The organism is Solimonas sp. SE-A11, from assembly GCF_030345715.1.
Classification (GTDB): Bacteria; Pseudomonadota; Gammaproteobacteria; order Nevskiales; family Nevskiaceae; genus Solimonas_A.
The window spans coordinates 106,774-131,793 of record NZ_JAUASX010000014.1; the positions used below are offsets into that span (position 1 = coordinate 106,774).

A 25,020-nucleotide genomic window follows, 5' to 3' on the forward strand; every position below is an offset into this window, starting at 1 on the left:
GGGGCGGCAGCCGATCAGTTCGGCTTGCCGGCAGTCAGAGCGGCACGAACCAGCTCCTCCTGCTCCTTCTGGTGCACCTTGAGATAACCCACCGCGGTGCTCGACGAGCCCACGCGGGTGACGTAGAGCAGGCGGTGCTGCGGCTGCACATGCGCGGCGAGGCGGTGCTTGATCTGGTACCACGCGCCCTGGTTCTCGGGCTCCTCCTGGCACCACACCACGTCCTTGGCGTTGGGATACTTGGCCAACGCCTCCTCGAAGCCATCCTTGGGGAACGGATAAAGCTGCTCGATGCGCACCAGCGCGACGTTGTAGGACTTCTCCTTCTCGCGCGCCTGGAACAGGTCGAAGTAGACCTTGCCCGAGCAGAACACGACGCGCGTGACCTTGGCCGCGTCGAGCTTCTCGGTCTCCTGGATCACGGTCTGGAAGCGGCCCTTGGTCAGGTCTTCCAGCGTCGACACCGACAGTGGATGGCGCAGCAGGCTCTTGGGCGTCATCACGATCAGCGGCAGGCGGTAGTTGCGCTTCACCTGGCGACGCAGCATGTGGAACATCTGCGCCGGCGTGGAGGGCACGCAGACCTGCTGGTTGTTCTCGGCACAGAGCTGCAGCCACCGCTCCAGGCGGCCCGAGGAATGCTCCGGGCCCTGGCCTTCGTAGCCGTGCGGCAGGAACACCGTGAGGCCGCAGAGACGTCCCCACTTGGAGAAGCCGGAAGCGATGAACTGGTCGAACAGCACCTGCGCGCCGTTGGCGAAGTCACCGAACTGCGCTTCCCACACCACCAGGGTTTCCGGGTCGGTGGTGGCGTAGCCGTATTCGAAGCCCAGCACACCCTCTTCCGACAGCAGCGTGTCGTTGACCGAGAAGCGATGCTCGCCCGGTACCAGCGTCTTCAGGGCGGTGTGGCGTGCGCCGTTCTTGTAGTCATGCACGGTGGCATGGCGGTGGAAGAAGGTGCCGCGCTGCACGTCCTGACCACAGAGACGCACGTCGAAACCTTCGTTGAGGTTGGCGGCGTAGGCCATGGTCTCGGCAAAGCCCCAGTCCATCGGCAGGTCACCGGCCGCCATGCGTGCGCGGTCCTCGTAAATCTTCTGCACTCGCGGATGCAGCGTGAAGCCTTCCGGCAATGACAGCAGCTTGCCGGACAGGGTCTGCACCTGGTCACGGGTCACCGAGGTGTCGGTCGGCGTATCCCAGCCGCCCTCGCGGTACTTGGTCCAGTTGACGGTGTGCTTGTTGCCCACCAGGCCCAGCGTGATGCGGGCGATGTTCTCGCCCTTGTCGAGACCGGTGCGGTAGGCCTTGGTCAGCTCCTCGGCGTCGCCGCGGACGATGGCGCCCTCTTCCTCCAGCTTCCTGGCGTAAAGGGTCATGGTGGTCGGGTGCTTCTTGACCGCCTCGTACATCACCGGGCTGGTCACGGACGGCTCGTCGGCCTCGTTGTGACCCCAGCGACGGTAGCAGCAGATGTCGACGATGACGTCCTTGTGGAACTCGTTGCGGAAGTCCATCGCCAGGCGTGTGACGAACACCACGGCCTCCGGGTCATCACCGTTGACGTGGAACACCGGCGCTTCCAGCATCTTGGCTAGGTCGGTGCAGTAACGCGAGGTGCGCGCCTCGCGGCCCGGCTCGGCCTCGATCGGATTCGGCGTGGTGAAACCGATCTGGTTGTTGACGATCACGTGCAGCGTGCCGCCGGTGCTGTAGCCCTTGGAGTGCGACAGCTGCAGCGTCTCCATGACCACGCCCTGGCCGGCGAAGGCCGCGTCGCCGTGGATCAGGATCGGCACCACACGCTGGCCGATGTCGTCACCGCGCGCCACCTGGCGTGCCTTGACGCTTCCCTCCACCACCGGGTTGACGATCTCCAGGTGCGAGGGGTTGAAAGCGAGCACGAGGTGCAGGCGCTTGCCGGCCACTTCGACGTCGGTCGAGAAGCCCATGTGGTACTTCACGTCGCCGGCGCGGCTCAGGGACTCGGCGGAGTACTTGCCCTCGAACTCGGCGAACAGGTCCGCCGGGGACTTGCCCAGCAGGTTGACCAGCACGTTGAGGCGGCCACGGTGGGCCATGCCGATCACGACTTCCTCGACGTCACGCGCGGCACAGCCCTGCAGCACCTCGTCCAGCGCCGGGATCAGCGAGTCGCCGCCTTCCAGCGAAAAGCGCTTCTGGCCGACGTACTTGTTGTGCAGGTAACGCTCCAGGCCCTCGGCGGCCACGAGTTGCTTGAAGACTTCCTTCTTGCGGTCCGCGGTCAGCTTGGGCTGGAAGGCGGTGGTCTCGAGGCGCTGCTGGATCCAGCGCTTCTGCGCCGTCTCCGTGATGTACATGTACTCGGCGCCGATGGTATCGGTGTAGACCGCCTTCAGCAGCTTGATGATGTCCTTCAGCGGCAGGCGGTCGGGGCCGGCCAGCGAGCCGGTGTTGAACACCGTCTCGAAGTCCTCGGGGCCCAGGCCGTGGAAGGCCGGATCGAGGTCGCGCACCGGATCGACCGGGGCCAGGCCCAGCGGATCGAGCTTGGCCACCTGGTGGCCGCGGACGCGGTAGTAGTTGATCAATCGCAGGACGCCGGCCTGCTTCTCGGCGGCGCGGGCATCGAAGCCCGCCTCGGCGGCCGCGACGCGGCGCGGCTCGCGCGCCATGCGCTCGAAGCGCGCCAGCACCTCGCTGTGGGCGACCTCGCGCGGTGCGCTCTGGTCCTGCACGTTGCGGAAGTAGGCCCGCCAGCCCGGATCGACCGAATCCGGATCCTCAAGGAACTGCTCGTAATACGCCTCGACATAGGGCGCGTTGGCACCCTGTATGGAGGAAGATTCGATGAAACTCTGATACTTGCTTGTCGCCATATCCTGTCCTTCGATGTGCCTTCCTCCGCGCAAAGGGCGTCGCGGGGTCAGCCTTGCTTCTTTTCCTTGGGGGCGAGGGAATTCAGGTCCGCCGCCATGTCTTTCATGTATCGGGTGAACTCGCCACCGATCTCTTCGTGTTTCAGGCCGTACTCGACGTTGGCCTTGAGATAGCCCAGCTTCGAGCCGCAGTCATAGCGCGTGCCTTCGAACTCGTAGGCCAGCACCGTCTGCTCCTGGATCATCATGCTGATCGCGTCGGTCAGCTGGATCTCGCCACCGGCACCGCGCGGAGTGCGCTCCAGCAGCTTGAAGATGCGCGGGGTCAGGATGTAGCGGCCGACCACCGCCAGGTCGCTGGGGGCGTCTTCCTTCTTGGGCTTCTCGACGATGCGGCGGACTTCGCCCAGGCCCGGCGCGACCGGCTGGACCTCGACAACGCCGTAGCTGGAGATCTCGTCCTTGGGGACCTTCTGCACCGCGACCACGCTGGTGCCGTACTCCTGGTAGACGCGCTGCATCTGCGCCAGGCAGGGGCGCAGCTTGCCGTCGATCAGGTCGTCCGCCAGAATCACCGAGAAGTCCTCGTCGCCCACCGCGGGCCAAGCGCAGAGTACGGCGTGGCCCAGGCCCAGCGCCTCAGCCTGACGGATGAAGATGCAGGTCACGCCCGGCGGCAGCACCTCGCGCACGATGGCGAGCAGCTTTTCCTTGCCACGCTGCTCCAGCTCGGTCTCGAGCTCATAGGCCTTGTCGAAGTGGTCCATGATGGAGTTCTTCGAACGGCCCGTGATGAAGATCAGCTCCTCGGCACCGGCGCTGATCGCCTCCTGCACCGCGTACTGGATGAGGGGCTTGTCGACGATCGGCAGCATTTCCTTGGCAATCGCCTTGGTTGCCGGCAGGAATCGGGTGCCGAGGCCGGCGACGGGGAAGACTGCTTTACGGATCCGCATGGACTGCTCCTGGGAATCTCTTTGTGTTTTCGCTGCTTGAGCGCCGATTTTAACGCAAGTTTCAGCGCAGCGAGCCGCTCAGGTGGACCTTGTCGGAATTGCGAGCCAGCAAGGCGAAGTCGAGCAGGTCACCGTTGCGCTGGTATTTCACCGCAACCTTGGCCGGCAGGAACACCGGCTGCTTGAAGGACACGTCCAGCACGGACGGTTGGCGCCCCAGCCCCGGCTGCAGCAGTGCGGCGCAGCGGGCCAGCGACCACATGCCGTGGGCAATATGCCGCTTGAAGCCCAGCAGCTTGGCGGTCGAGGCGTACAGGTGGATCGGGTTGTAGTCGCCCGACACCGCGGCGTAGCGGCGGCCCTGGTTCTCGGGCACGTCCAGGGTCAGGTACTCGGCCAACTGAGCCGGCGGCACGGAAGGACGGCTGCCGCCACCCTGCTTGGGCCCCGGCATGCGGTGCAGCACGCCCATGGTGCAGGTGTAGAGCACCTCGCCCTCCAGGCTGAATTCGATCACCAGCTCGAACTCCAGGCCAGCCTTGACGCGGCGGGTGTCGCCGGTGCGCACGCTCACGGCATAGGACTCGTCGGCGCGCAGCGGCCGCTTCTGCTCGATCAGGTTGCGCACGTGGACAATGCCCAGCATGGGCAGCGGGAACTCCGGCTGCGACATCAGGTGCATCGCCAGCGGGTTGGCCAGCACCGCCGGGTAGGTGATCGGCAGGGTATCGCCCGGCTCGAAGCCGCAGACCTGGCAGTAGGCGGCGAGCTTGGCCGGATCGGCGCGCAGGCTGGCAATGCCGGTGGACAGGGCGGGAATCTGGGGATCGCGGCCCGGCTTGCGCCGGCCGGTGCCGGCAGCCTTCAGCAGCAACGGCAGCGCGGAGGGAACTTGTTCAAGCATGGTATTGATCGGCAAGGGAAAAACTCTTCAGGGCACGACCCGGTCGATGGTCAGTGCAATGGGCTGTGCGGATTCTACTCTTGAAACCGTACGGCTTCCTTCCCAATCGCCCGATTCGGCCTTCACACCTCCGCCGGCCGTGATCCGGGCCGTCACGGTCCAGCGATCGAACTGCGACAGCTTGAGCTGCGGCATCATCGCCATGCTGTCGTCCAGCACCACCTCCAGCGGCAGCTTTGCCCCCGGCAGGCGCTGTACCGCCAGCGGCATCGGCGGCCCCTGCTCGGCCTTGGCGAACACGAACAGCATGCTGCCCGGCGGCGCCTTGGCCGCCAGTTCGGCAGAGAGGGCCACCTTCACCTGCAACCGCGGGCCCTCGCCCGCCGGCACCTGCGCCGTTGCCTCGGCCTGGGCCGCGACCGGAGCAGCCGGCGCCGCGGCGGGCTCGCCCAGGGCCTGCGCCAACTGGACCAGCTGGGCCTCCAACACCTGGCGCAGCTCCGGCGGCAGCTCCTGCCGCGACAGGCGCTGCCAGTGATCACGCGCCGCCGGCAGGTCGCGGGCCTGCGCGGCTGCAAGGCCGGCGTACCACAGCCCCTTGCCATTCTCCGGATCCAGCTTCAGGGCCTGCTGGAACAGCTCCTGCGGGCGCCCCATGAGATCGCGGTCCCGCGCCAGCCCCAGGGACTCGCCTTCCGCCACCAGCAGGTCGGCTTCCGGCTGCGGCAGGCGCTTGTTGAGCTCGGCGTAGGCACGCGCGGCATCGGCGTAGCGCTCCATGACGAAGTAGGACCGGCCCAGCATGGCCCAGCCCTCCAGGTCGTCCGGGCTCTGCTCGAGCTTGGCAGCCAGCTTGTCCACCATTTCGCCCACCGCGTCCTGCTGTGCGGCACCCGGGTTCACGGCGGCCAGGGCCACCAGCTCCTGGGTACGCCAGCTGCCCTGCTGCCAGTAGAAGACACCGGCAAAAACCGCCAGCACCACCACGACCACGGCGGTCGTCGCCCAGCGACGTCGGTCACTCTCCACCGGCGCCTCGGACGGCTGCTCGGCATCCTGCAGCAGGCGTGCCGCCAGCTCCTGCTTGAGCTGGGCAGCGGACTCGGCCTCGATCACGCCGGCTTCCGCCTCGGCGTCGATCTCGGCCAGTCGCGAGCGGTATACGGCGACGTTGGCCGTCTTGCGGCGCAGCAGGGCAGCGCCGGGCGCACGCCAGTAGGGTCGGGTCAGCCACAGGCAGGCCAGCAGCAGCAGGGCTGCCATGCCCAGGTACGCGAGCATCACGGACGGTCCTCGTCGAGCAGTTTCTGCAGCGCCTGGGGATCGGGCGCGGCGGGGGTGATGGCGGCCGCGTTGCGGCGGCGCAGCAGCTGACGCAGGGCGATGGCCAGCGCGCCCAGCAGCAGTAGGAAGGGGCCGGCCCACAGGAACACGGTGTTGCGCTGGACCGGCGGCTTGTACAACACGAAGTCGCCGTAGCGGGCCGTCATGTAGTGGCGGATATCATCGTCGCTGCGGCCCTCGGCGATCTGACGCTCCACCTGGGAACGCAGGTCCTGCGCCAGCGGCGCATTGGAATCGGCGATGGTCTGGTTCTGGCAGACCAGGCAGCGCAACTCGTGGATCAGGCGGCGGTAGCGCTCCTGCTGCCCGGCATCCAGTGTCGCCTGAACGGTCAGCGGCGGCTCCTCGGCCTGCGGCTGGGCGGCGGCCAGCACCGGCAGGGCCAGCAGCAGGGCCAGCGCCCAGTGCCTCGGGCTCACGACTTCTGCCCCTGCAGCAGCGGCCTGATCTTCTCGGTCCAGGCCTGCTCGGTCATGGGGCCGATCTGCTTGTAGACGATGGTACCGTTGGCATCGAGCACGAAGGTCTCGGGCACCCCGTAGACTCCCCAGTCCAGTCCGGCCGTGCCCTGTGCGTCCAGCACCACGCGGCGATAAGGATTGCCATGCCGCTGCAGCCACTGCCGCGCGGCCTCGTCGGTGTCCTTGTAGTCCATGCCGATGATTTCGACACCCTCGCCCGCCAGCTTGACCAGCAAGGGATGCTCGACACGGCAGCCGGCACACCAGCTGGCCCAGAAGTTGACCAGCACGGGGCGGCCCTTGAGATCGTCCTGCGTGTAGCGCTGCGGCTCGCCGAGCAGCGCCAGATCGAAGGCGGGTGCGGGCTTGCCGACCAGCGGCGACGGCACCTCGCGAGGATCGCGCGTCAGGCCGATGCCAAGGAACACCAGCAGGACCACCAGCAGCGCCGCCGGGATCAGGAAGCGCATCAGGCGCCCACCTTGCCGTCGGCGCCCACCGGGGCCTGCGCCAGCTTCGTCAGCCGGTAGCGACGGTCCGACGCGGCCAGGATGCCGCCGAAGAACATGATGAAGCCGCCCCACCAGACCAACTGCATCGCCGGCTTGTAGTACATGCGCAGGCTCCAGTCGCCGTTGTCGAAGGGCTCACCCAGGGCGACGTAGAGATCGCGGATGGGAGACTCATCCACCGCGGCCTCGGTCATCACACTCTGCTGGGCGCGATACAGGCGCTTCTCCGGATGCAGGATGGTGATGCTGGCACCGTCGCGCGTGACCTCGACGGTGCCGCGGTCGGCATCGTAGTTAGGGCCACGCACCGGGTCCACGCCGCGCAGGAAGTACTGGTAGCCATGCAGCTCGGCCGACTCGCCGGCCGCCAGGCGCACGTCGCGCTCCACGCTGTAGAGGCTGACGAAAGCCACGCCCAGCACCCAGACGCCGAGGCCGATGTGCGCCATGGTCATGCCCCAGACACTGCGCGGCACGGAAGACAGGCCATTAAGCAGCGAGCGCTTGGCGCGCACGCGGCCCCAGAGATCATGCACCGAGGTCAGCAGAACCCAGCAGCCGAGCAGCACGCCGCCGAACACCGCGAAACCGATGCCATCCACCCACAGGAACGGCAGGACGATGGCCAGCAGGACGGCCAAGGCGGCCGGCCAGCGCAGCTGGCGTACCACCTCCTTGAGCTTGGCACGCTTCCAGCCCACCGCCATGCCCAGTCCGAGCAGTACCGCCAGCGGCGCGGTCAGCGGGATGAAGACCGCATTGAAATACGGCGGACCGACCGAGATCTTGCCCATGCCCAGGGCATCGACGAACAAGGGGTAAAGGGTTCCCAGGAATACCGCGGCGGCAGCCACCACCAGGAAGACGTTGTTCAGCAGCAGCAGTCCTTCACGCGAGAAGAAGGCCAGGTCGCCGTCGCTCTTCAGCCGCGGCGCGCGCCAGGCGTAGAGCGAGAAGGCACTACCCAGCACCACCGCGAGGAAGCCCAAGATGTAGACGCCGCGCGCCGGATCGGTGGCGAAGGCATGCACCGACACCAGCACGCCGGAGCGCACCAGGAAGGTGCCGAGCAGCGACAGCGAGAAGGCGATGATCGCCAGCAGCACGGTCCAGGATTTCAGCAGGCCGCGCTTCTCGGTGACCGCCAGCGAGTGGATCAGCGCGGTGCCGACCAGCCAGGGCATGAAGGAGGCGTTCTCCACCGGGTCCCAGAACCACCAGCCACCCCAGCCCAGCTCGTGGTAGGCCCACCAGGAGCCCAGCGTGATGCCCATGGTCAGGAACAGCCAGGCGGTGGTGGTCCAGGGACGCGTCCAGCGCGCCCAGGCGCCGTCGAGCCGGCCCGAAACCAGCGCGGCGATGGCGAAGGCGAAGGCCACCGAGAAGCCGACGTAGCCCATGTAGAGCATCGGCGGATGGATGATCAGGCCAGGGTCCTGCAGCAACGGGTTGAGGTCCTTGCCGTCCGCCGGCACCGGGAAGTGGCGGTCAAAGGGGTTGGAGGTCAGCAGCATGAACGACAGGAAGCCGATCGAGATCGCGCCCAGCACCGCCAGAGTGGTGGCGGTGATGTCCGCCGGCAAGCGGCGGTTGAACACCGACACCGCACCGGTCCAGCCGGCCAGCATCAGCATCCATAGCAGCAGCGAGCCTTCATGCGCGCCCCAGACCGCGCTGATTCGGTACATCAGCGGCAACTCGGAATGCGAGTTGGCGGCAACGTAGGTGACCGAGAAATCCTTCTGGACGAAGGCCCAGGTCAGGCAGAGATAGGACAGGAACACCAGGGCGAACTGCACTTGGGCCGCCGATTGCCCCACTGCCATCGCCCGTGCGTCACCCTTCCACACGCCCCAGGACGGTACCAGGAACTGCAGCACCGCGACGCCGAGCGCCACGATCAGCAGGAAATGGCCGATCTCCGGGATCATGTGCTGCCTCCCATGGACTTGAACTGCGCGCAGGAGTGCTTGCCGTCCGGCGTCGTCAGCTTCTCGGCCAGCTCCGGCGGCATGTAGTTCTCGTCATGCTTGGCCAGCACCTCGTCGGCGACGAAGGTCTTGCCGTCCATGTGCCCCATGGCGACCACGCCCTGCCCTTCGCGGAACAAGTCCGGCAGGATGCCTTCGTAGCGCACCGGCAGGTTGGCATCGCAGTCGGCGACGCTGAAGTTCACCACCAGGCCCTCGCCGCGCTGCACGCTGCCCTTCTCCACCAGGCCGCCCAGTCGGATACGCGCGCCCTCCGGCAGCTTGCCGCCGGCAATGTCGCTGGGGGTCTGGAAATACATCATGTTCTTGCTGAAGGCGGTGAAGCCCAGCACAGCGGCCACGGACAGGCCCGCCAGCAGCAGCAGGACTGCTGCCATTCGTTTTTGACGCTTGGTCATTCGGATTCCGTCATTTGGCGCATCAATGCTCGTCGCGCCAGGAGGGGCGACAACGCATTCCAGGCCAATACGGCCAGGCCACAACCGAAGCTGCCCCAGACGTACAGGCCGTATCCCCCCATGGCCAGGATCTCAGACACGGGACCTCCCCATCAGTTCACGCACCCAGGCGGTGCCGGCCTCGCGAGACAACAATTCGTTCTGCAGCCGGCGCAGCACCACGTAGCCGGCGAACAGGTAGCTGCCGATCACCGAGGCGAACAGCGGGTACGCCATGGCGGCGGTGATGCTGGGCTTGCCCATCTTCAGGATGGTGGAACCCTGGTGCAGGCTGTTCCACCAGTCCACCGAGTACTTCACGATCGGCACGTTGATCACGCCGACCACCGCCAGCAGGGCGCAGGCGCGGGCTGCGGCCCGCGGGTCCTCGAAGGCCTGCCAGAGGCCAATCACGCCGAGATAGAGGAACAGCAGCACCAGCTCGGAGGTCAGGCGGGCATCCCAGACCCAGTAGGCGCCCCACATCGGCTTGCCCCAGAGCATGCCGGTGACCAGGGCCAGGGCGGTGAAGCTGGCGCCGACCGGGGCAATGGCGATGAGCGCCGATTCGGCCAGCTTCATGCGCCAGACCAGCGCGACGAAGCCCGCCACTGCCATGCCGACGTAGAGCGACAGCGACAGCGCTGCGGCCGGCACGTGGACATAGATGATGCGGTAGGCGTCCTTCTGCTGGTAATCCTCCGGCGCGAAGAACAGGCCGTTGATCCAGCCATAGCCCAGCAGGGCCAGCGCCAGCCAGCCCAGCCAGGGGGCCAGGCGGTCGGCCAGGCGGTAAAAACTCGGCGGCGAGGCCAGCCGGTGAAACCAGGTCCAGGAGCTCATTCGAAGGCGTTGCGCAAGGCTGCGGCGGCGGCCCAGGGAACCAGTGTGAGGCACAGCACCAGGACCGCCGCCAGGAAGTATAACGGAGCGGCCGCATCCAGGCCGCCGAGGGCGGCGCGCACGGCGCCGGCCCCGAAGATCAGTACCGGCGCCAGCAGGGGCAGCACCAGCAGAGGCAGCAGCAGGCCGGCGCGCGGCAGGGCCACGGTCAGGGCCGCGGCGAAGCCGCCGACGAAGCTCAGCACCGGGGTACCCAGGGCCAGGCCCCAGACTAGCGCGGGCAGGCCGGCGACCGGCAATTGCAGGGCCACCGCCAGCGGTGCCGCCAGCAGCACCAGCGGCAGTCCGGTGAGCAGCCAGTGTGCCGTCAGCTTGGCGCCTACGGTCAAGGCCAGCGGCGCCTCGGCCAGGCACAGCTGCTCCAGGGTGCCGTCCTCGTAGTCGGCCCGGAACAGGCGGTCCAGGGTCAGCAGCATGGACAGCAATGCGCCCACCCAGAGGATGGAGGGAGCAAAGCCCGCAAGGACCGGATCGTTGGGGCGGGCACCAAGACCGAACAGCAGCACCACCATCACGAAGAACAGCAGCGGCAGCAGCCAGTCCATGCGCGAGCGCAGGGCTAGCCGCAGTTCGCGGGTCAGGATGGCCAGTGCCGCGTTCACCGGCTGAGCACCAGGTTGCGCACGCCGGAAAGGCCCGCCGGCAGCGGCTGGTGGCTGGTGACGATGGCACCGCCGCCGCCGGCCGCGTGCTCGCCGAGCAGTTGGGCGAACAATTCCAGGCCCTGCCGGTCCAGGCCGTCCAGGGGTTCGTCGAGCAGCCACAGGGGCCGGCGCTGCGCCAGCAGCCGCGCCAGCGCGGCCCGGCGCTTCTGCCCGGCCGACAGCGTGCGCACCAGGCGGTGGCGCAGCTTCCAGATGCCAACGCGCTCCAGCGCCGGCTGGCAGGCCGACGTCGAGGCGCCGTTCAGGCCACACCAGAATTCCAAGTTCTCCAGTACCGACAGGCTCAGGTTCAGCGCGTTGCGATGACCCAGCCAGTGCAGCCCCCGCTCCTCCGGCAGGCCCAGGACCTGGCCCGAGGCCGGGCGGCGCAAGCCCGCCAGGGTCTCCAGCAAGGAGGTCTTGCCAGCACCGTTGGCACCCTGCAGGTGCAGTATCTCGCCATCGGACAGCGAGAGGTCCAGCCGCTCGAACAGCATGCGCGGCCCGCGCCGGACGGCGAGATCGCGGATTTCTAGCTGGAAGGGCTGGAGCGACATGAGGCGCGGAATTCTAGCCGCATTTAGAATAGGAGCCGATCATTCCCCTTCTCCGTTAGGGACATTCTCTTGCCTGCACAGCTCATTGACGGCAAAGCCGTCGCCCAATCCGTCCGCGATCGCGTGCGTGCCGCCGTCGCCGCGCGCGTCGCCGCCGGCCACCGCCCCCCTGCCCTGGCGACCGTCCTGGTCGGCGAGGACCCGGCTTCCGAGGTCTACGTGCGCAGCAAGCGCAAGGCCTGCGAGGAACTGGGCATCCGCTCGGTGCCGGTGCACTTCGACGCCTCAGTCACCCAGGAGCAGCTGCTGGCCGAGGTCGACCGCCTCAACGCCGACGACAGTGTCGACGGCATCCTCGTGCAGGTGCCGCTGCCGGCGCAGATCGACACCACGCAGGTGATCGAGCGCATCCGGGCGGACAAGGACGTGGACGGCTTCCACCCCTACAACCTCGGCCGCCTGGCCCAGCGCCTGCCGATGCTGCGCCCCTGCACCCCCTATGGCGTGATCGAACTGCTCAAGTCGGTGAACGAGCCATTCAAGCACCGCACCGCCGTGGTCGTCGGCGCCAGCAACAATGTCGGCCGCCCGATGATGCTGGAGCTGATGCTGGCCGGCGCCACCGCAACCTGCTGCCACCGCTTCACCGCCGACGTCGCCGGCGAAGTGGCCCGAGCCGACATCGTCGTGGTGGCCGTGGGCAAGCCCGAGATGGTCAAGGGCGCCTGGATCAAGCCCGGCGCTACCGTGATCGACATCGGCATCAACCGCATGCCGGACGGCAAGCTGCGCGGCGACGTCGAGTTCGAGGCCGCCCGCGAGCGTGCCGCCTTCATCACCCCGGTGCCCGGCGGCGTCGGCCCCATGACCGTGGCCATGCTGATGCAGAACACCCTGGAGGCCGCCGTGCTGCGGGCGAAGTGACCATGGACGGAAAAGCCCCTGTGACCGACCTGTTTGCCCCGATGTCCTTCGCTCACGGCCCGGCGATGAAGAATCGCCTGATGCTGTCGCCGCTCACCAACCTGCAGAGCCACGACGACGGCCAGCTCTCGGATGACGAGTTCCACTGGCTGGTCAAGCGCGCCCGGGGCGGATTCGGCATGACCATGACCTGCGCCGCTTTCGTGCAGATGGAGGGCCGCGGTTTTCCCGGCCAGCTCGGCATCTCGGACGACAGTCAGCTGCCGGGCCTGACGCGCCTGGCCGCCGCCATCCGCCAGGAAGGCAGCCTGGCCACGGTGCAGCTGCACCATGCCGGCGTGCGCTCGCCCAAGGACCTCAACAACGGCCTGCAGCCGGTGGGCCCCTCGCCCTTCGAGGAAACCGGTGCCCGTGGCCTGAGCCACGCCGAGGTCGAGCAACTGATCGAAGCCTTCATCGCCGCCGCCGTGCGCGCGCAGAAGGCCGGCTTCGATGGCGCGGAAGTGCATGGCGCCCATGGCTACGTGGTGGCGCAGTTCATCAGCAGTGAGTTCAACCAGCGCGAGGACGAATTCGGCGGCTCGCTGGAAAACCGCTGCCGCGTGCTGTTCCGCATCATCGACGGCATCCGCGAGCGTTGCGGTCCGGACTTCAACCTGGGCCTGCGCATCTCGCCGGAGCGCTTCGGACAGAAGATGTCCGAGGTCATCGAGATCTGCGAGCGCCTGTTCCGCGAAGCGAAGATCGACTACCTGGACCTGTCGCTCTGGGACGCCTTCAAGGAGCCGATCGAAGAGGCTTACCACGGCAGCAGCCTGCTGTCCTGGTTCACCCGCCTGGACCGCGGCACGGTGCGCCTTGGCGCCGCCGGCAAGGTCCGCGGCGCCAAGGAAGCCCAGGCCTGCCTGCAGGCCGGCGCCGACTTCGTCGCCATTGGCCGCTCCGCGATCCTGCACCACGACTTCCCACAGCGCGTGCGCGGCGATGCCGAGTTCCAGCCAGTGAGGACGCCGGTAACGGCGGACTACCTGCGCAACGAAGGCCTGGGGCCGAAGTTCGTGGAGTACATGAGGACCTGGCCGAAGTTCGTGGCCGAGTAGCTCGGGTCTCCTCTCTCCCGCGTGCGGGAGAGAGGGGCTTTGGAAGCCCGTCGGTGCCGCTCATGGAAATCTACAGCGCCCTCACCCGCAATGCGGGCGAGGGGAAAAGAGTTGCCTTCCCTGGCCTCCCTCTACATCGACCTGAGCGACACTGAGTCGCTCAGGTCGATGCGGCCCAGACCACCGCCTTCTTCTGCCGCAGCCACCCATCGAAGTACTTGGCGTAGTTGCACTCGATCGCCGGTCGCTTCACCTTCAGCGTCGGCGTGATGAAGCCGTTCTCCACGGTCCACTGCTCGGTCACCACCGCCAGGCAGTCCATCTGCTCGTGCGGGTCCAGCTCCGCGTTGATGCGATCCAGGTGCTGGCCCAGCGAGGCTGCCAGCGCCTCGCGTTCAACCGGGGTCCGGGCATGGTTCACGGCGTCCTGTGACAGCATGACGATGCCCATCGGCTGCGGGTAGTTGGCGCCGACCACGCAACAGGCCTCGATGGTGGGATGGGTCACCAGCCGGTCTTCGATCGGTGACGGCGCCACGTACTTGCCCTTGGAGGTCTTGAACAGGTCCTTCACGCGGCCCGTGATGCGCAGGCGGCCCTCGGCATCGATCTCGCCCTTGTCGCCCGTGCGCAGGAAGCCGTCCTCGGTCAGGGTTTCGCGGGTCTTCTCGGGCTCCTTGAAGTAGCCGGTCATCAGCGCCGGGGAACGCATCTGCACCTCCCCGCCCTCGCCGATGCGGCACTCCACGCCCGGATAGGTCACGCCGACATAGCCCGGCTTGCCCTGCCCTGGCAGGTTGCTGTGGGAGCAGCCGAAGTTCTCGGTCATGCCGTAGCCCTCCAGCAGTTCCAGGCCCAGGCCGTGATACCAAGTCAGCAGGTCCGGCGGCATCGGCGCGGCGCCGCCGCCGGCGAAGCGCACGCGGTCCAGGCCCATGCCGGCGAGGATCTTGCGCTTCACCAGGCCGCCGACCAGGGGAATCTTCAGCAGGCGCTCCAGCTTCTCCTTGGGCATCCTGGCGTAGACACCCTGCTGGAACTTCACCCACAGGCGCGGCACCGAGATGAAGACCGTGGGGCGCGCGCGACGCAGATCCTGCGGGAAGGTGTCGAGCGACTCGGCGAAGAACACCCGGCTACCGGCGCTGAGCGAGCCGGCTTCCACTACCCAGCGCTCGGCGACATGCGCCAGCGGCAGGTAGGACAGCATGCGGTCGTCCGGCCGGCTACCGAAGCGCTGGCGCAGCGATTCCGCCGACCAGGCGATGCTGCGGAACAGGTGCATCACACCCTTGGGCATGCCCGTGGTGCCGGAGGTGTAGACGATGGTGGCCAGGTCGTCGGTGCGGCGCAGGGGCTTGCCCGGCAGCGGCGCCGTCTTCGCTACGATCTCGTCCCACTCGGGGAAATTCTCGGCCGGCGACAGCGGGTAGCGGATGCACTTCACGGCGCTGCCGAACACGCCGGCGCGCATCATGTTCCAGTCGTCGAGCTTGCCGACAAAGCAAGCGCGCGATTCGCTGTGCTGCAGGATCTGCTTCACCGAGTCGGCGGTCAGGGTCGGGTAGATCGGCACGCTGACGTAGCCGGCCATCCAGATCGCCAGGTCGGACATGACCCACCAGGCGCAGTTCTTCGACAGGATCGCCACGCGCGAGCCCGGCTCCCAGCCGAAGGACTTGAGGTAGGCGGCCATGCGCCGCGCCTCGTCGGCGACCTGCGCCCAGTGGTAGTCGCGCATCTTCCCGCCACCGAGCGGCTGCGACAGGTAGATGGCCTGGGGCTGCGTGGCCTCCCAGTGATACAGGCGGTTCAGCGGCAGCAAGGACTCGTCAATGACGGCCATCGTCACTCCTCGATAATTATTATTACCGAACGCACAGGGTTGCGTGACGCTCGGCGCGGGGATTATGTTGTGACCATCGACAACCACGAACCGCCCCCGCGGTAATAAACATAACCATGAAGCATCCGTTCTACACCGAAGACCACGAGGCCTTCCGCCAGCAGCTGCGCCGCTTCGTCGAAAAGGAGATTGCCCCCAACATCGACAAATGGGAAGCCGCCGAGGAGCTTCCGCGCGAGCTGCATCGCAAGGCCGCCGAGGCCGGGCTGCTGCAGATCGGCTTTCCCGAGGCCTGCGGCGGTACCGAGGTCGATCCCTTCTATGGCATCGTGGTGACCGAGGAACTGGCCCGCGCCGGCAGCGGCGGCCTGATCGCCAGCCTGATGTCGCACGGCATCGGCACCCCGCCTGTGGCGCACGTCGGCAATGCCGAGCAGAAGGAGCGCTTCGTGCGCCCAGTGCTGGCCGGCGAGAAGATCGCAGCCTTGGCCATCACCGAACCCGGCGGCGGCTCCGACGTGGCCAACCTGCGCACCAAGGCCGTGCGCGACGGTGATCACTACGTGGTCAACGGCTCCAAGACCTTCATCACCTCGGGGATGCGCGCCGACTTCATCACTACGGCGGTGCGTACCGGCGCCGACGGCATGGGCGGCGTCTCGCTCCTGGTGATCGAGGGCGACACCCCTGGCCTGACGCGCTCGCCGCTGCACAAGATGGGCTGGTGGTGCTCGGACACGGCAACGCTGTACTTCGACAACTGCCGCGTGCCGGTGGCCAACCGCATCGGCCCCGAGAACGCCGGCTTCATGGCAATCATGATGAACTTCAACAACGAGCGCCTGATGCTGGCAGCCCAGGCCTGGGCCTTCGCGCAGGTCTGCTACGAGGAATCGCTGGCCTATGCCCGCGAGCGCCAGACCTTCGGCAAGCCGTTGATCCGCAACCAGGTGATCCGCCACAAGCTGGTGGACATGCGCATGCGCAACGAAGCGGTCAAGGCCAACCTGGATTTCCTGGCCTGGCGCATCGGCCAGAAGCACTTCCCCGTGGCGGAGCTCAGCATGCTGAAGAACTTCGCCACCACCTCGCTGGAGTGGGTGGCCAACGAGGCGATGCAGATTCTCGGCGGTGCCGGCTACTTGCGCGGTGCCAAGGTGGAGCGCATCTACCGCGAGACCAAGGTGCTGACCATCGGCGGCGGCTCGCTGGAGATCATGAAGGACTTGGCCGGCAAGCAGATGGGCTACTGAAATCCCCGCATCGAGCCGGTCCTGAGGCGCATTTGCCAACGGATCAGCGCCGCGTCAGACTAATTCAAATCTTCGACCGCTCAACATCGGACCTCTAATGAACGACCATCACAAATCCACAGCACTCGACGATCTGCCAAAGGGCTGCCCCGCGAGCGCAGCGCCCACCGCTCGCCGTCCTTATCAGCCGCCGCGCGTGGTTGATCTCAGTCCCGTGCTGAAAACCGAGGGCAAATTTTACAAAGTCGCATCCGAGGTCGGTAGCTTTGGGCCGTCGTGAGCGCGGCAGAGTGGCCTAGGCCGAGCTACGGCTCCTTCACCCTGAGGGGCAACCTCGCCGCTGAGCCTCACTTGGCTTTTTCCTCGTCAAAGTCGCAGCCTTTCCATGGGCTGTCCTTGTGCCGTCAACGTGCCGGCCATGCTCTCGCCTGAGTTTCCCAAGCGCTCTTTCCTGCGCTTCGCTGTCGTCATCGACGTCGCCGCACTGCAGGACGAGTGCCTGAGAATCACTTCCCGGTCCTGGCTGGCGAACGGCTCCGAGGACATTCACCCAGCCACTACCATGTGCGTCCTGCGCGGCGGCCAGCAAGGCGATGCCCGCGACATCTGCGAGGGCGAGCCCCATGACCACCCGATGCTGGAGTCGGCACCGGAGCTGCGGCGCCTGCTGGCGGTGGATGGCCCCTTTGGTGGGGCCCGGTTCGCCTACCTGTTCCGCGTAGCCGCGCAGGGAGTGAGCCTCAGCCATGTAGACAACGCCAGGGAGTGGCAGGACAACTACCGGATTCACGTGCCGGTCTTCACCAATCCCGGGGCCTTCATCGTTGCTCAGGACCGCTCGCTGCACTTCGGGCTGGGCTCGGCCTGGAGCTTCGACAACAGTCAGCCCCATGGACTGGTGAATGGCGATGCGGCGCGCGTGCACCTGCTGATGGACGTGGGCTTCAACCAGACTCTGCGCCGGCGCCTGGAGGAGGCGGAGTTCCTGCACGGCGAGGAATACCCCGAGCACCAGGCCCGTATCCGCGACAAGACTCTCAGGCGCGCGCCTTACCCTGGGGATGTCGCGATCCGGGAGGCCATCGCCCGCAACCGCGCCGACGGCGTGAGCGACGCCATCGTGGCCTCCATGCTGAACCTTCAGAGGATTCCGGCACGCGATCCCGATGCCCTGTGCTGGACGGCAGACATGATCGCCCGCCTGTCCGGGAACCCCTCTCTGCCCTGAGCGCCTAGCCCGCTGCCCCGGCGAAGGCGGCAGCCCGGCGGCGCAGGAAGGCGCCGGGCGAGAAGCTCAGGAGGTGCTTCTCCGGCTCCGGGTCTGCCTCGAATTCGGGCGTTTCAGACAGGAACTTGTGGACGGCGGCCGCGGGCCCCGGCCCGAACTCCGGCCACGCCGGGTAGTGGTCGAAAGAGGTATCCTCCGCGATCAGGTAGTTGCCGGGCGTCACGAATTCCGCATAGAGCTTCATCTCGAAGAACTTGAAGGGCATCTCGTGGCGCGAGTCCAGAATCACCATTCGCGACCGGGCCTGGCAGGCGATCTCCCGAACCTGCTCGAGAATAGCGCGCGTCACCGAGGAACCCGTTAGGTAGCGAATCCGCGGATGCTGTGGCAGGTTCTGGCGCTGCTTGATGTCGATAGTGATCACCTGCCCGCGTCCCATCGCGTCGAAGAGCTGCGCAAAGTACAGCGCGGAGCCACCCTTGTAGGTGCCGGTCTCAATCAGGAGATCAGTCTGCTCCCGGTGCATCAGCTCCTGGTAGGCCCACATGTCCATGGGACACTTCGCCGAGGGATAGCCCATCCAGCTGCCGGTCTGGTAGCCGCCGCGCTGGAAATACAGGATATTGGCTTGGCGGACGATCTCGATTTCCGCGTCACTTAGCGTGGTGCTGCTGGGGTTCATAGGAGGACAATGGCTCGGTCGCCGCAGAGGATCCTGGAGACTAGCGGCGGCGGCCTCCGCCAACAAGCATTTGGTCGCTAGAATGCCGGCTTGATTCCCAAGGAGCCACGATGACCGACCAGGCACGCCAGCTGATCGGCCGCTATTACGCCGCCTTCAACGCCGGTGACATGGACGCCTTCCTCGGCATGTTGACCGAGGACGTGGTGCATGACGTCAACCAGGGCCTGCGCGAGCACGGCCGCGAGGCTTTCGCAGCCTTCATGCAGCGCATGAACCGCAACTACCGCGAGCAGATCGCCGACATCGTGGTGCTGGCCGAGCCCTCCGGCCGCCGTGCGGCGGCGGAGTTCACGGTGCTCGGCGAGTACCTGGCTACCGATGCTGGCCTGCCGGAGGCCAACGGCCAGACCTACCGCCTGCCGGCCGGCGCCTTCTTCGACATCCGCGACGGCAAGATCGCTCGCGTAACCAACTACTACAACCTGCAGGACTGGCTGGCCCAGGTGCAGTAATGGACGGTGAATTGCGCGTGGACCTGCTGCGGGGCAGCGACATCGCCCGCCACGTTGAGGCACTCGCGCAGTTGCGCATCACCGTTTTCAAGGAGTTCCCCTACCTCTACGACGGCACGGCCGACTACGAGGCGCATTACCTGCAGACCTACATTGCCTGCGCCGACAGCCTGATCGTGATGGTCCGCGACGGCGAGAAGGCGGTGGGCGCCTCCACCAGCCTGCCGCTGGCGGCTGCCCACGAAGAGATGCGCCAGCCTTTCCGGGCCGCCGGGCTGCCGCTGGAACGCTACCACTACTTCGGTGAGTCCCTGCTGCTGCGGGCCTACCGAGGGCGCGGCCTGGGGGTGCGCTTCTTCGAGGAGCGCGAGGCCCACGGCCGCGAACTGGGCCTGGACTGGGCGACCTTCTGCGCGGTGGACCGCCCCGGCAACCACCCCATGCGTCCTGCGGGCTACGTGCCCAACGATACCTTCTGGGGCCGCCGCGGCTACGTGCGGGACGCTGCCCTGCAGTGCCGCATGTCTTGGCTGGACGTGGGCGATGCCGCCAGCAGCGACAAGACCCTGGTGTTCTGGCGCAAGCGGCTGGCAGCGGCATGAGCGGCTTCATCGTGGCGGCGGCGCAGTATCCGGTCGGCGAATTCGCCGCCTGGGAGGAATTCGAGGGCAAGCTCTCGGGCTGGTGCCAGGAAGCGGCTGCGCGGCAGGCCCGGCTGCTGGTCTTCCCCGAGTACGCGAGCATGGAGCTGGCTTCGCTGTTGGGCCCCGCGCTGCGTGCCGACCTGCACGGCCAGATCGCCGCCATGCAGGATCTGCTGCCGCGCTGGCAGGCGCTGCATGCCCGCCTGGCGCGGGAACTGGGCGTCTACCTGGTGGCCGGCAGTTTCCCGGTGCGGGAAGGCGACGCTTACCGCAACCGCGTATTCCTGTTCGCGCCGGACGGCGGCATGCAGCATCAGGACAAGCAGATGATGACGCGCTTCGAGCGCGAGCAATGGGACATCGGCGCCGGCATCGGCCTGAAGATCTTTGACACCGCGCTGGGGCGCATCGGCGTCTGCACCTGCTATGACGTCGAGTTTCCGCTGATCGCCCGTGCCATGGTGGAGGCCGGGGCCGACCTGCTGCTGGCACCCAGTTGCACCGACACCCTCGCCGGCTACCACCGTGTGCGCATCGGCGCACAGGCCCGGGCGCTGGAAAACCAGTGCTATGTGATCCAGGCTCCCCTGGTGGGCGAGGCCCCCTGGTCGCCGGCGGTGGACGTCAACATCGGCGCTGCCGGTTTCTATACCCCGGTGGACCGTGGCTACCCGGCGGATGGCGTACTGGCCGGCGGCACGCTCGACGAGCCAGGCTGGATCTACGCCAGCATCGACCCGCAAACCCTCGCCGCCGTGAGGGAAACCGGCCAGGTCTTCAATCACCGGGACTGGCCCCGCCAGCCGCCAGCCGGCACCCCGGTCGAAACGCTCAAGCTCGGTTAAATTGCAGGATTGCCGCCAGATTTGCCTCCGGCGGCCAAAATTCCTACTGCCGACGCGGCGATAGCGTTGATACCTCATGCTGGAACCGGCTAAGATCGCGCGAGCGGTACATATCCAATTCCGGGGGCCACATGTTTAACAAGCGGTTGGGAGCGGCGCTGAAGAGCGCCGCCGTGATCGGAGCGACGGCGGCTGCAATGCTGTCGACCTCTGCAAATGCCTACGAGCCGGGCTGGTATTTCGGCCTCAGCGGTTCGTACTCCGCGGTCGAGGATTCGGACGGCACGCTGAATACGTCCATCACCTCCACCACTCCGGCCACACCGGGTTCCCAGCAGAACTGCCTGCTGCAGGCGCTGCCGGGCCTCGGCCCGCTGCTCAACGGCGCCGTCGGCGGCCTGGGCGTCCAGGGCTGCCTGCTCACTCTGCTCGGCCCTGGCACGACCACCCCGGGCACCCCCGGCAGCACCAACACCCAGCGCCTCGCTCCGGCGCGCGCGCAGATCACCTTCGATGGCGGCTACAGCATTGCCGGCAGCCTGGGCTATCTGTTTGACGGTGGCTTCCGTCCTGAACTGTCGCTGGCCATCTCCGAGAACGACGTCGATGGTTCCAGGGTCAATACCCAGGCGGGCGCCGTCTCCCTGAGCAACGACGGCAAGCTGACCACCGCGCGTCTGATGGCGAACGCCTGGTATGACTTCGACTTCGGCTCCTCCATCATCCCCTACGTGGGCGTGGGCGCCGGTTTCCAGCAGAGCGACCTCGACCTGAAGTCCGCCGGCCTGTCGGACAAGGCTTCTGGCCTGGTGTACCAGGCGGGCGCCGGCGTCGGCTTCGTCCTCAGCGACGCTACCACCCTGTCGCTCGACTACCGCTACGTCGTGGGCGATGACATGGAGGCCTCGGGCCAGTCGCCCACCGCCGCCGACGGCTCGTTCACCTCCTCCACGCTCGAGAGCGAGTACAAGGCCCAGACCATTGGCCTGAGCCTGCGCCGCAGCTTTGGTGGCACCCCCACCGACAGCGATGGCGACGGCGTACCCGATCGCCTCGACAAGTGCCCCAACACGCCCAAGGGCGTGACGGTGTACTCCGACGGCTGCCCGGTCGACACCGACGGCGACGGCGTGCCCGACTACCTCGACAAGTGCCCCGGCACCCCGAAGGGCACTGCGGTTGATGCCAACGGCTGCCCGGCCGACTCCGACGGCGACGGCGTGCCCGATTCGCTCGACAAGTGCCCCGGCACCCCGCGCGGCGTGATGGTGGGCCCGGATGGCTGCCCGATCGACTCCGACGGCGACGGCATCCCCGACGCCTACGACAAGTGCCCCAATACCCCGAAGGGCGTGATCGTGGGTCCGGATGGTTGCCCGGCCGCGGATGCGGACGGCGACGGCGTGCCCGACTTCATGGACAAGTGCCCGGAGACTCCGCGCGGTGTTGCCGTGGGGCCGGATGGCTGCCCGCTGGATAGCGATGGCGACGGCATCCCCGACTACCTCGACGAGTGCCCGCGCTCGCCGCCGGGTGCCAAGGTCCTGCCGAACGGCTGCGCCCTGACCGGTGACTGCCGCAAGCCGCGTCCGGGCGAGGCGGTGGACGCCAACGGCTGCGCGCTGGACAAGAACTTCATCCTGCGTGGCGTGAAGTTCGAGTTCGACTCCGACCGCCTGACCGAGCCGGCCAAGCTGATCCTCAACGAGGTGGCCGAGACGCTGAAGGCCTACCCGACGATCAAGGTCGACCTGGAAGGCCACACCGATAACGTCGGCACCGACGCCTACAACCTGGGCCTGTCGGAGCGCCGTGCCAACTCGGTGAAGACCTACTTGGCAGGCCGCGGCATCGAAGCCCCGCGCATGAACCCCGTGGGTTACGGCGAGTCCCGCCCGATCGATACCAACGACACCGAAGAGGGCCGCGAGGAAAACCGCCGCGTGGAACTCAAGGTCATCGAGTAAAGCCCAAGCCGTAGTGACTCAAGAACCCCGCCAGGCTTGCCTGGCGGGGTTTTTCTTTGGCTGGTCCCGCATGGCATGCGATCCGTGGCGATGGCAGCAGCTATCTGATTGAAGCCGGGTACGGCCCCCATGGACTGGCGCTCGACGCCCCAGGTCCAGCCGGTCAGGCATCAGCCAAGGCACGCCCCACCTCATCACCAGGCTTGATCCCGGCGGGCCGTCATCCTTGTGTGACGTGCCGAAGCAGGCACGAGGCTGCGGTGACCGCAGCGAGTGCCCGCCTGCATCCATGAGCAGGAATCGGTTACCCCCGACAGGACACCCGGCAACGCGCGCTGCCCGCTGGCTGCCATTGCTGCCAGCAGGCACCTCGTCCCCTCCGGGTGATTTCGTGATGCGGTATCAACCATCAATCAGCAGTTCACCGGCGGCAGCGCAAAGCCCATTTGGCGGGTGAAGGTAAAGGGCGATGGCTCGAACCGCTTTCCGTCAAGCACCAGGGCAGGAAGCAGCGGGTCGTAGCTCTGCGCCCGTCCGCGATCCAGGTTCACGAACTGACCAGACTTCCGGAGAGCCGTCCCCAGGAGCAAGGGGACGTCCCCGCCCTCCAGAGGGTCGAGTGGTGGTACCTGCAGGAGTCGCCACTGGCCAGGGGCGTTCAAGCAAATGCCCGTCCGGAAGGCAGGCAAAAAAAGGGCGCCACAAGGGCGCCCTCTTCAAAACCAGGATGCAAAGGCTTACGGTGTCGCCGGGCGAGCGCGCGAGCAAGCCGTGTTGACGTTGACCGCAGCCAGCAGCGACAGCAGGCCGCCGCGGAACGTCAGCTTCACGGCATCGTAGTTCTGCGTCGTGTTGCCGGTGGTCAGCAGGAACTGCGGGGCTTCCGGCAGGCGGATACCCAGCAGCGTCAGGCGCAGCACTTCGGAGTTGGTCGCCGGATCGTCGATCTCGACCAGGTTGGCACCTTCGCGACGCAGGGTGACCACTTCCAGGCTACCCAGCAGCTGGGCCGCCAGGATGTCGTTGGTGGTGCGGCTCAGCAGGAAGCCCACCGGGCTGCCGGACAGGATCGTGGTCGGGCTGACCACGGTCACCGAAACGTTGGACAAGGTCAGCAGGCCCAGCGGGATGTTCAAGGTGGCGAAGGTCTCGAGATTGGCATCCGTGATGCGGCTCGGATCGCCATCGCTGACGGAGCAACCCAGGCAGGTTTCGGTCAGGATTTGGGAGCCCGCCGGGAATTCGGTGTCGCAGAACTCGTTGGCCGCCGTAACGTTGAGGGTGGCATCGGCCGACGCCGGCACCGGCAGCGGGGTGACGCCACCGGTGACTTCACCGGCGATCACCGTCGAACCGACGTTGTCGGTGCGGAAGGTGCTGCTGGCGGCCGTGGTGTTGGCCGCCACCGTCGGCACGGTGCTGGTCCAGGCCAGGGTGTGCGGCGGGTTGGCAATGCGATAAAGCTGGCCGTCGGAGAAGCGGCCGATCGCCTCGAAGGTCACGTCGATGCCCGGGGTACGGCTATAGACATCGCTGGTCGGGCAGGACGGAGCCGCGGTGGTGGTGGGGCGGATGCACTCCACCGAACCACCGGCCAGGGTCGCGCTCGTCACCGTCACCGCGAGGGTGTCGGACTTGCCCTTGTAGCTGGCCGTTATCGTGGTGTTGCCCTGGACCTTGCCAGTGATGCGGCCGTTGCCATCCACGCCGGCAACGGTGTCGGGCGAGCTGCTCCAGCTGGTATCGGTAGTCACATCCTGGTCCTGCAGCCGCACAACCTGGCGACCCTCGACCGTCACCGGCGCGGGAGTGCCCGTGTATCCGGGAGGTACGGTGGTGGTGATCGTCGCCAGCGCACGCACGTCCCGGGTGGCGCCGACCGGCACCGACTGCGGGCCCAGTTCAGCCGTGGCGGGCGCAGGGCCGGCGATCCGGAAGTCCGAGATCGTGGTCTCCGGCTCGAAGTCCGGACTCTTGGGGCCGCCGTCGCAAGCAGCGACAGCCAGCGCACTCATCACCAACAACCAACGAAGTCCTTTCATCTCGAAACGCTCCCTGAGCGGATGGGTTACCGGCGGGCCTGTGGAGTTTGCACCCGGGTTCGTGGAAAATATTATGCCATTGGGCGAACCGGTTGCGCGCCTGCAAGTGGTTTTCTGACGATTGGTAGCAATCAGCCCCTCGGGCGTTGCCTAAAAATTCGTCGCGGACCCCCTTTGCACGGTACAGTCGCCTCCGCAGCTCTTTCAGGGATGGGAGATACAAGAATGTCGAAATTTGCATGGTTGGCCGCGGCGGGCCTGCTCTGGGCCGCCACGGCGTCCGCGCAGGACGCGGGCAAGTACGACCAGCGCTGGTACGTGTCGCCCTCGATCGGCGGGGTGTTCGCCGACAAGCAGGACATGAACAGCGGCATCGCCGGCTCGATCAGCGTAGGCCGGGC

25 protein-coding genes are annotated in these 25,020 nt (G+C 67.0%); 9 read left to right on the forward strand and 16 right to left on the reverse strand.

What is annotated here, in order from left to right:
* Window positions 1-14 precede the first annotated feature (14 nt).
* The 12 genes from QT386_RS16175 to ccmA form a co-directional block, all read right to left on the reverse strand.
* Window positions 15-2,864 (reverse strand): 2-oxoglutarate dehydrogenase E1 component, encoded by a 2,850-nt coding sequence (locus tag QT386_RS16175; RefSeq protein ID WP_289274773.1) that lies wholly within the window; start codon window positions 2,862-2,864, stop codon window positions 15-17.
* 47 nt (window positions 2,865-2,911) lie between these two features.
* The gene (gene galU, locus QT386_RS16180) at window positions 2,912-3,820 is read right to left on the reverse strand and encodes a UTP--glucose-1-phosphate uridylyltransferase GalU (protein WP_289274774.1); all 909 of its coding nucleotides are present in this window, start codon (window positions 3,818-3,820) and stop codon (window positions 2,912-2,914) included.
* Window positions 3,821-3,881: 61 nt separating this feature from the next.
* Window positions 3,882-4,724 carry a MaoC family dehydratase gene (locus tag QT386_RS16185; RefSeq protein WP_289274775.1) on the reverse strand — a complete coding sequence of 281 codons (843 nt, stop codon included), beginning with the start codon at window positions 4,722-4,724 and terminating at the stop codon, window positions 3,882-3,884.
* A gap of 27 nt (window positions 4,725-4,751) precedes the next feature.
* Window positions 4,752-6,005 (reverse strand): c-type cytochrome biogenesis protein CcmI, encoded by a 1,254-nt coding sequence (ccmI, locus tag QT386_RS16190; protein ID WP_289274776.1) that lies wholly within the window; start codon window positions 6,003-6,005, stop codon window positions 4,752-4,754.
* Entirely contained in the window at window positions 6,005-6,487 is a 483-nt protein-coding gene (locus tag QT386_RS16195; protein ID WP_289274777.1) for a cytochrome c-type biogenesis protein CcmH, read from the reverse strand. Before QT386_RS16195 ends, ccmI begins: the two co-directional genes overlap by 1 nt.
* On the reverse strand, window positions 6,484-6,999 hold the full coding sequence (locus QT386_RS16200) for a DsbE family thiol:disulfide interchange protein (RefSeq protein WP_289274778.1): 516 nt from the start codon (window positions 6,997-6,999) through the stop codon (window positions 6,484-6,486). Before QT386_RS16200 ends, QT386_RS16195 begins: the two co-directional genes overlap by 4 nt.
* Window positions 6,999-8,972 carry a heme lyase CcmF/NrfE family subunit gene (locus QT386_RS16205; protein WP_289274779.1) on the reverse strand — a complete coding sequence of 658 codons (1,974 nt, stop codon included), beginning with the start codon at window positions 8,970-8,972 and terminating at the stop codon, window positions 6,999-7,001. Before QT386_RS16205 ends, QT386_RS16200 begins: the two co-directional genes overlap by 1 nt.
* A complete protein-coding gene (ccmE, locus tag QT386_RS16210) occupies window positions 8,969-9,430 on the reverse strand; it encodes a cytochrome c maturation protein CcmE (RefSeq protein ID WP_289274780.1) in 462 nt (153 codons plus the stop codon). Before ccmE ends, QT386_RS16205 begins: the two co-directional genes overlap by 4 nt.
* Entirely contained in the window at window positions 9,427-9,552 is a 126-nt protein-coding gene (gene ccmD / locus QT386_RS16215; protein ID WP_301334364.1) for a heme exporter protein CcmD, read from the reverse strand. Before ccmD ends, ccmE begins: the two co-directional genes overlap by 4 nt.
* 10 nt (window positions 9,553-9,562) lie before the next feature.
* Window positions 9,563-10,312, reverse strand: a complete 750-nt coding sequence (locus tag QT386_RS16220; protein WP_289274782.1) for a heme ABC transporter permease — start codon at window positions 10,310-10,312, stop codon at window positions 9,563-9,565.
* Entirely contained in the window at window positions 10,309-10,974 is a 666-nt protein-coding gene (ccmB, locus tag QT386_RS16225) for a heme exporter protein CcmB (protein ID WP_289274783.1), read from the reverse strand. The genes QT386_RS16220 and ccmB overlap by 4 nt, the downstream gene beginning before the upstream one ends.
* Complete coding sequence (gene ccmA, locus QT386_RS16230) at window positions 10,971-11,573, reverse strand: heme ABC exporter ATP-binding protein CcmA (RefSeq protein WP_289274784.1); 603 nt, start codon at window positions 11,571-11,573, stop codon at window positions 10,971-10,973. The genes ccmB and ccmA overlap by 4 nt, the downstream gene beginning before the upstream one ends.
* A gap of 69 nt (window positions 11,574-11,642) precedes the next feature.
* On the opposite strand from ccmA, the gene folD reads away from it, so the two are divergent.
* Both folD and QT386_RS16240 read left to right on the forward strand, forming a co-directional pair.
* Window positions 11,643-12,497, forward strand: a complete 855-nt coding sequence (gene folD, locus QT386_RS16235) for a bifunctional methylenetetrahydrofolate dehydrogenase/methenyltetrahydrofolate cyclohydrolase FolD (RefSeq protein ID WP_289274785.1) — start codon at window positions 11,643-11,645, stop codon at window positions 12,495-12,497.
* 2 nt (window positions 12,498-12,499) lie between these two features.
* Window positions 12,500-13,597, forward strand: coding sequence for an NADH:flavin oxidoreductase (locus QT386_RS16240; RefSeq protein ID WP_289274786.1), 1,098 nt, complete (start codon window positions 12,500-12,502; stop codon window positions 13,595-13,597).
* A 160-nt stretch (window positions 13,598-13,757) separates the two neighbouring features.
* On the opposite strand, the gene QT386_RS16245 is transcribed toward QT386_RS16240, so the two are convergent.
* On the reverse strand, window positions 13,758-15,443 hold the full coding sequence (locus tag QT386_RS16245) for an AMP-binding protein (protein ID WP_289274787.1): 1,686 nt from the start codon (window positions 15,441-15,443) through the stop codon (window positions 13,758-13,760).
* Window positions 15,444-15,559: 116 nt separating this feature from the next.
* On the opposite strand from QT386_RS16245, the gene QT386_RS16250 reads away from it, so the two are divergent.
* The 3 genes from QT386_RS16250 (at window position 15,560) to QT386_RS16260 (ending at window position 17,924) form a co-directional block, all read left to right on the forward strand.
* The gene (locus tag QT386_RS16250) at window positions 15,560-16,696 is read left to right on the forward strand and encodes an acyl-CoA dehydrogenase family protein (RefSeq protein ID WP_289274788.1); all 1,137 of its coding nucleotides are present in this window, start codon (window positions 15,560-15,562) and stop codon (window positions 16,694-16,696) included.
* Between the two features lie 97 nt (window positions 16,697-16,793).
* The gene (locus QT386_RS16255) at window positions 16,794-16,976 is read left to right on the forward strand and encodes a hypothetical protein (protein ID WP_289274789.1); all 183 of its coding nucleotides are present in this window, start codon (window positions 16,794-16,796) and stop codon (window positions 16,974-16,976) included.
* 105 nt (window positions 16,977-17,081) lie between these two features.
* Window positions 17,082-17,924, forward strand: coding sequence for an aspartyl/asparaginyl beta-hydroxylase domain-containing protein (locus QT386_RS16260; RefSeq protein WP_289274790.1), 843 nt, complete (start codon window positions 17,082-17,084; stop codon window positions 17,922-17,924).
* Between the two features lie 4 nt (window positions 17,925-17,928).
* Here the strand turns inward: QT386_RS16260 and QT386_RS16265 are convergent, their stop codons facing one another.
* Window positions 17,929-18,606: a CmcI family methyltransferase gene (locus QT386_RS16265; RefSeq protein WP_289274791.1), complete on the reverse strand. Its 678-nt coding sequence runs from the start codon at window positions 18,604-18,606 to the stop codon at window positions 17,929-17,931.
* A 110-nt stretch (window positions 18,607-18,716) separates the two neighbouring features.
* Between QT386_RS16265 and QT386_RS16270 the strand changes: the two genes are divergently transcribed.
* The 4 genes from QT386_RS16270 (at window position 18,717) to QT386_RS16285 (ending at window position 22,577) form a co-directional block, all read left to right on the forward strand.
* Entirely contained in the window at window positions 18,717-19,121 is a 405-nt protein-coding gene (locus QT386_RS16270; RefSeq protein WP_289274792.1) for a ketosteroid isomerase-related protein, read from the forward strand.
* Window positions 19,121-19,723 carry a GNAT family N-acetyltransferase gene (locus tag QT386_RS16275; RefSeq protein WP_289274793.1) on the forward strand — a complete coding sequence of 201 codons (603 nt, stop codon included), beginning with the start codon at window positions 19,121-19,123 and terminating at the stop codon, window positions 19,721-19,723. Before QT386_RS16270 ends, QT386_RS16275 begins: the two co-directional genes overlap by 1 nt.
* Window positions 19,720-20,610: a carbon-nitrogen hydrolase family protein gene (locus QT386_RS16280; RefSeq protein WP_289274794.1), complete on the forward strand. Its 891-nt coding sequence runs from the start codon at window positions 19,720-19,722 to the stop codon at window positions 20,608-20,610. Before QT386_RS16275 ends, QT386_RS16280 begins: the two co-directional genes overlap by 4 nt.
* A 131-nt stretch (window positions 20,611-20,741) precedes the next feature.
* Window positions 20,742-22,577, forward strand: coding sequence for a thrombospondin type 3 repeat-containing protein (locus tag QT386_RS16285; RefSeq protein WP_289274795.1), 1,836 nt, complete (start codon window positions 20,742-20,744; stop codon window positions 22,575-22,577).
* A 413-nt stretch (window positions 22,578-22,990) separates the two neighbouring features.
* Here QT386_RS16285 and QT386_RS16290 read toward each other — a convergent pair whose 3' ends face one another.
* The gene (locus QT386_RS16290) at window positions 22,991-23,128 is read right to left on the reverse strand and encodes a hypothetical protein (RefSeq protein WP_289274796.1); all 138 of its coding nucleotides are present in this window, start codon (window positions 23,126-23,128) and stop codon (window positions 22,991-22,993) included.
* Window positions 23,129-23,314: 186 nt separating this feature from the next.
* Complete coding sequence (locus QT386_RS16295) at window positions 23,315-24,619, reverse strand: Ig-like domain-containing protein (protein ID WP_289274797.1); 1,305 nt, start codon at window positions 24,617-24,619, stop codon at window positions 23,315-23,317.
* Between the last annotated feature and the right edge of the window lie 401 nt (window positions 24,620-25,020).

Excerpts from the sequence above, each read along its gene's own strand:
- QT386_RS16175 (WP_289274773.1), bottom strand. The coding sequence starts at position 2,864 with ATGGCGACAAGCAAGTATCAGAGTTTCATCGAATCTTCCTCCATACAG.
- galU (WP_289274774.1), bottom strand. The coding sequence starts at position 3,820 with ATGCGGATCCGTAAAGCAGTCTTCCCCGTCGCCGGCCTCGGCACCCGA.
- QT386_RS16185 (WP_289274775.1), bottom strand. The coding sequence starts at position 4,724 with ATGCTTGAACAAGTTCCCTCCGCGCTGCCGTTGCTGCTGAAGGCTGCC.
- ccmI (WP_289274776.1), bottom strand. The coding sequence starts at position 6,005 with ATGCTCGCGTACCTGGGCATGGCAGCCCTGCTGCTGCTGGCCTGCCTG.
- QT386_RS16200 (WP_289274778.1), bottom strand. The coding sequence starts at position 6,999 with ATGCGCTTCCTGATCCCGGCGGCGCTGCTGGTGGTCCTGCTGGTGTTC.
- QT386_RS16205 (WP_289274779.1), bottom strand. The coding sequence starts at position 8,972 with ATGATCCCGGAGATCGGCCATTTCCTGCTGATCGTGGCGCTCGGCGTC.
- ccmE (WP_289274780.1), bottom strand. The coding sequence starts at position 9,430 with ATGACCAAGCGTCAAAAACGAATGGCAGCAGTCCTGCTGCTGCTGGCG.
- ccmD (WP_301334364.1), bottom strand. The coding sequence starts at position 9,552 with ATGGGGGGATACGGCCTGTACGTCTGGGGCAGCTTCGGTTGTGGCCTG.
- QT386_RS16220 (WP_289274782.1), bottom strand. The coding sequence starts at position 10,312 with ATGAGCTCCTGGACCTGGTTTCACCGGCTGGCCTCGCCGCCGAGTTTT.
- ccmA (WP_289274784.1), bottom strand. The coding sequence starts at position 11,573 with ATGTCGCTCCAGCCCTTCCAGCTAGAAATCCGCGATCTCGCCGTCCGG.
- QT386_RS16240 (WP_289274786.1), top strand. The coding sequence starts at position 12,500 with ATGGACGGAAAAGCCCCTGTGACCGACCTGTTTGCCCCGATGTCCTTC.
- QT386_RS16245 (WP_289274787.1), bottom strand. The coding sequence starts at position 15,443 with ATGGCCGTCATTGACGAGTCCTTGCTGCCGCTGAACCGCCTGTATCAC.
- QT386_RS16250 (WP_289274788.1), top strand. The coding sequence starts at position 15,560 with ATGAAGCATCCGTTCTACACCGAAGACCACGAGGCCTTCCGCCAGCAG.
- QT386_RS16255 (WP_289274789.1), top strand. The coding sequence starts at position 16,794 with ATGAACGACCATCACAAATCCACAGCACTCGACGATCTGCCAAAGGGC.
- QT386_RS16260 (WP_289274790.1), top strand. The coding sequence starts at position 17,082 with ATGGGCTGTCCTTGTGCCGTCAACGTGCCGGCCATGCTCTCGCCTGAG.
- QT386_RS16265 (WP_289274791.1), bottom strand. The coding sequence starts at position 18,606 with ATGAACCCCAGCAGCACCACGCTAAGTGACGCGGAAATCGAGATCGTC.
- QT386_RS16270 (WP_289274792.1), top strand. The coding sequence starts at position 18,717 with ATGACCGACCAGGCACGCCAGCTGATCGGCCGCTATTACGCCGCCTTC.
- QT386_RS16275 (WP_289274793.1), top strand. The coding sequence starts at position 19,121 with ATGGACGGTGAATTGCGCGTGGACCTGCTGCGGGGCAGCGACATCGCC.
- QT386_RS16280 (WP_289274794.1), top strand. The coding sequence starts at position 19,720 with ATGAGCGGCTTCATCGTGGCGGCGGCGCAGTATCCGGTCGGCGAATTC.
- QT386_RS16285 (WP_289274795.1), top strand. The coding sequence starts at position 20,742 with ATGTTTAACAAGCGGTTGGGAGCGGCGCTGAAGAGCGCCGCCGTGATC.
- QT386_RS16295 (WP_289274797.1), bottom strand. The coding sequence starts at position 24,619 with ATGAAAGGACTTCGTTGGTTGTTGGTGATGAGTGCGCTGGCTGTCGCT.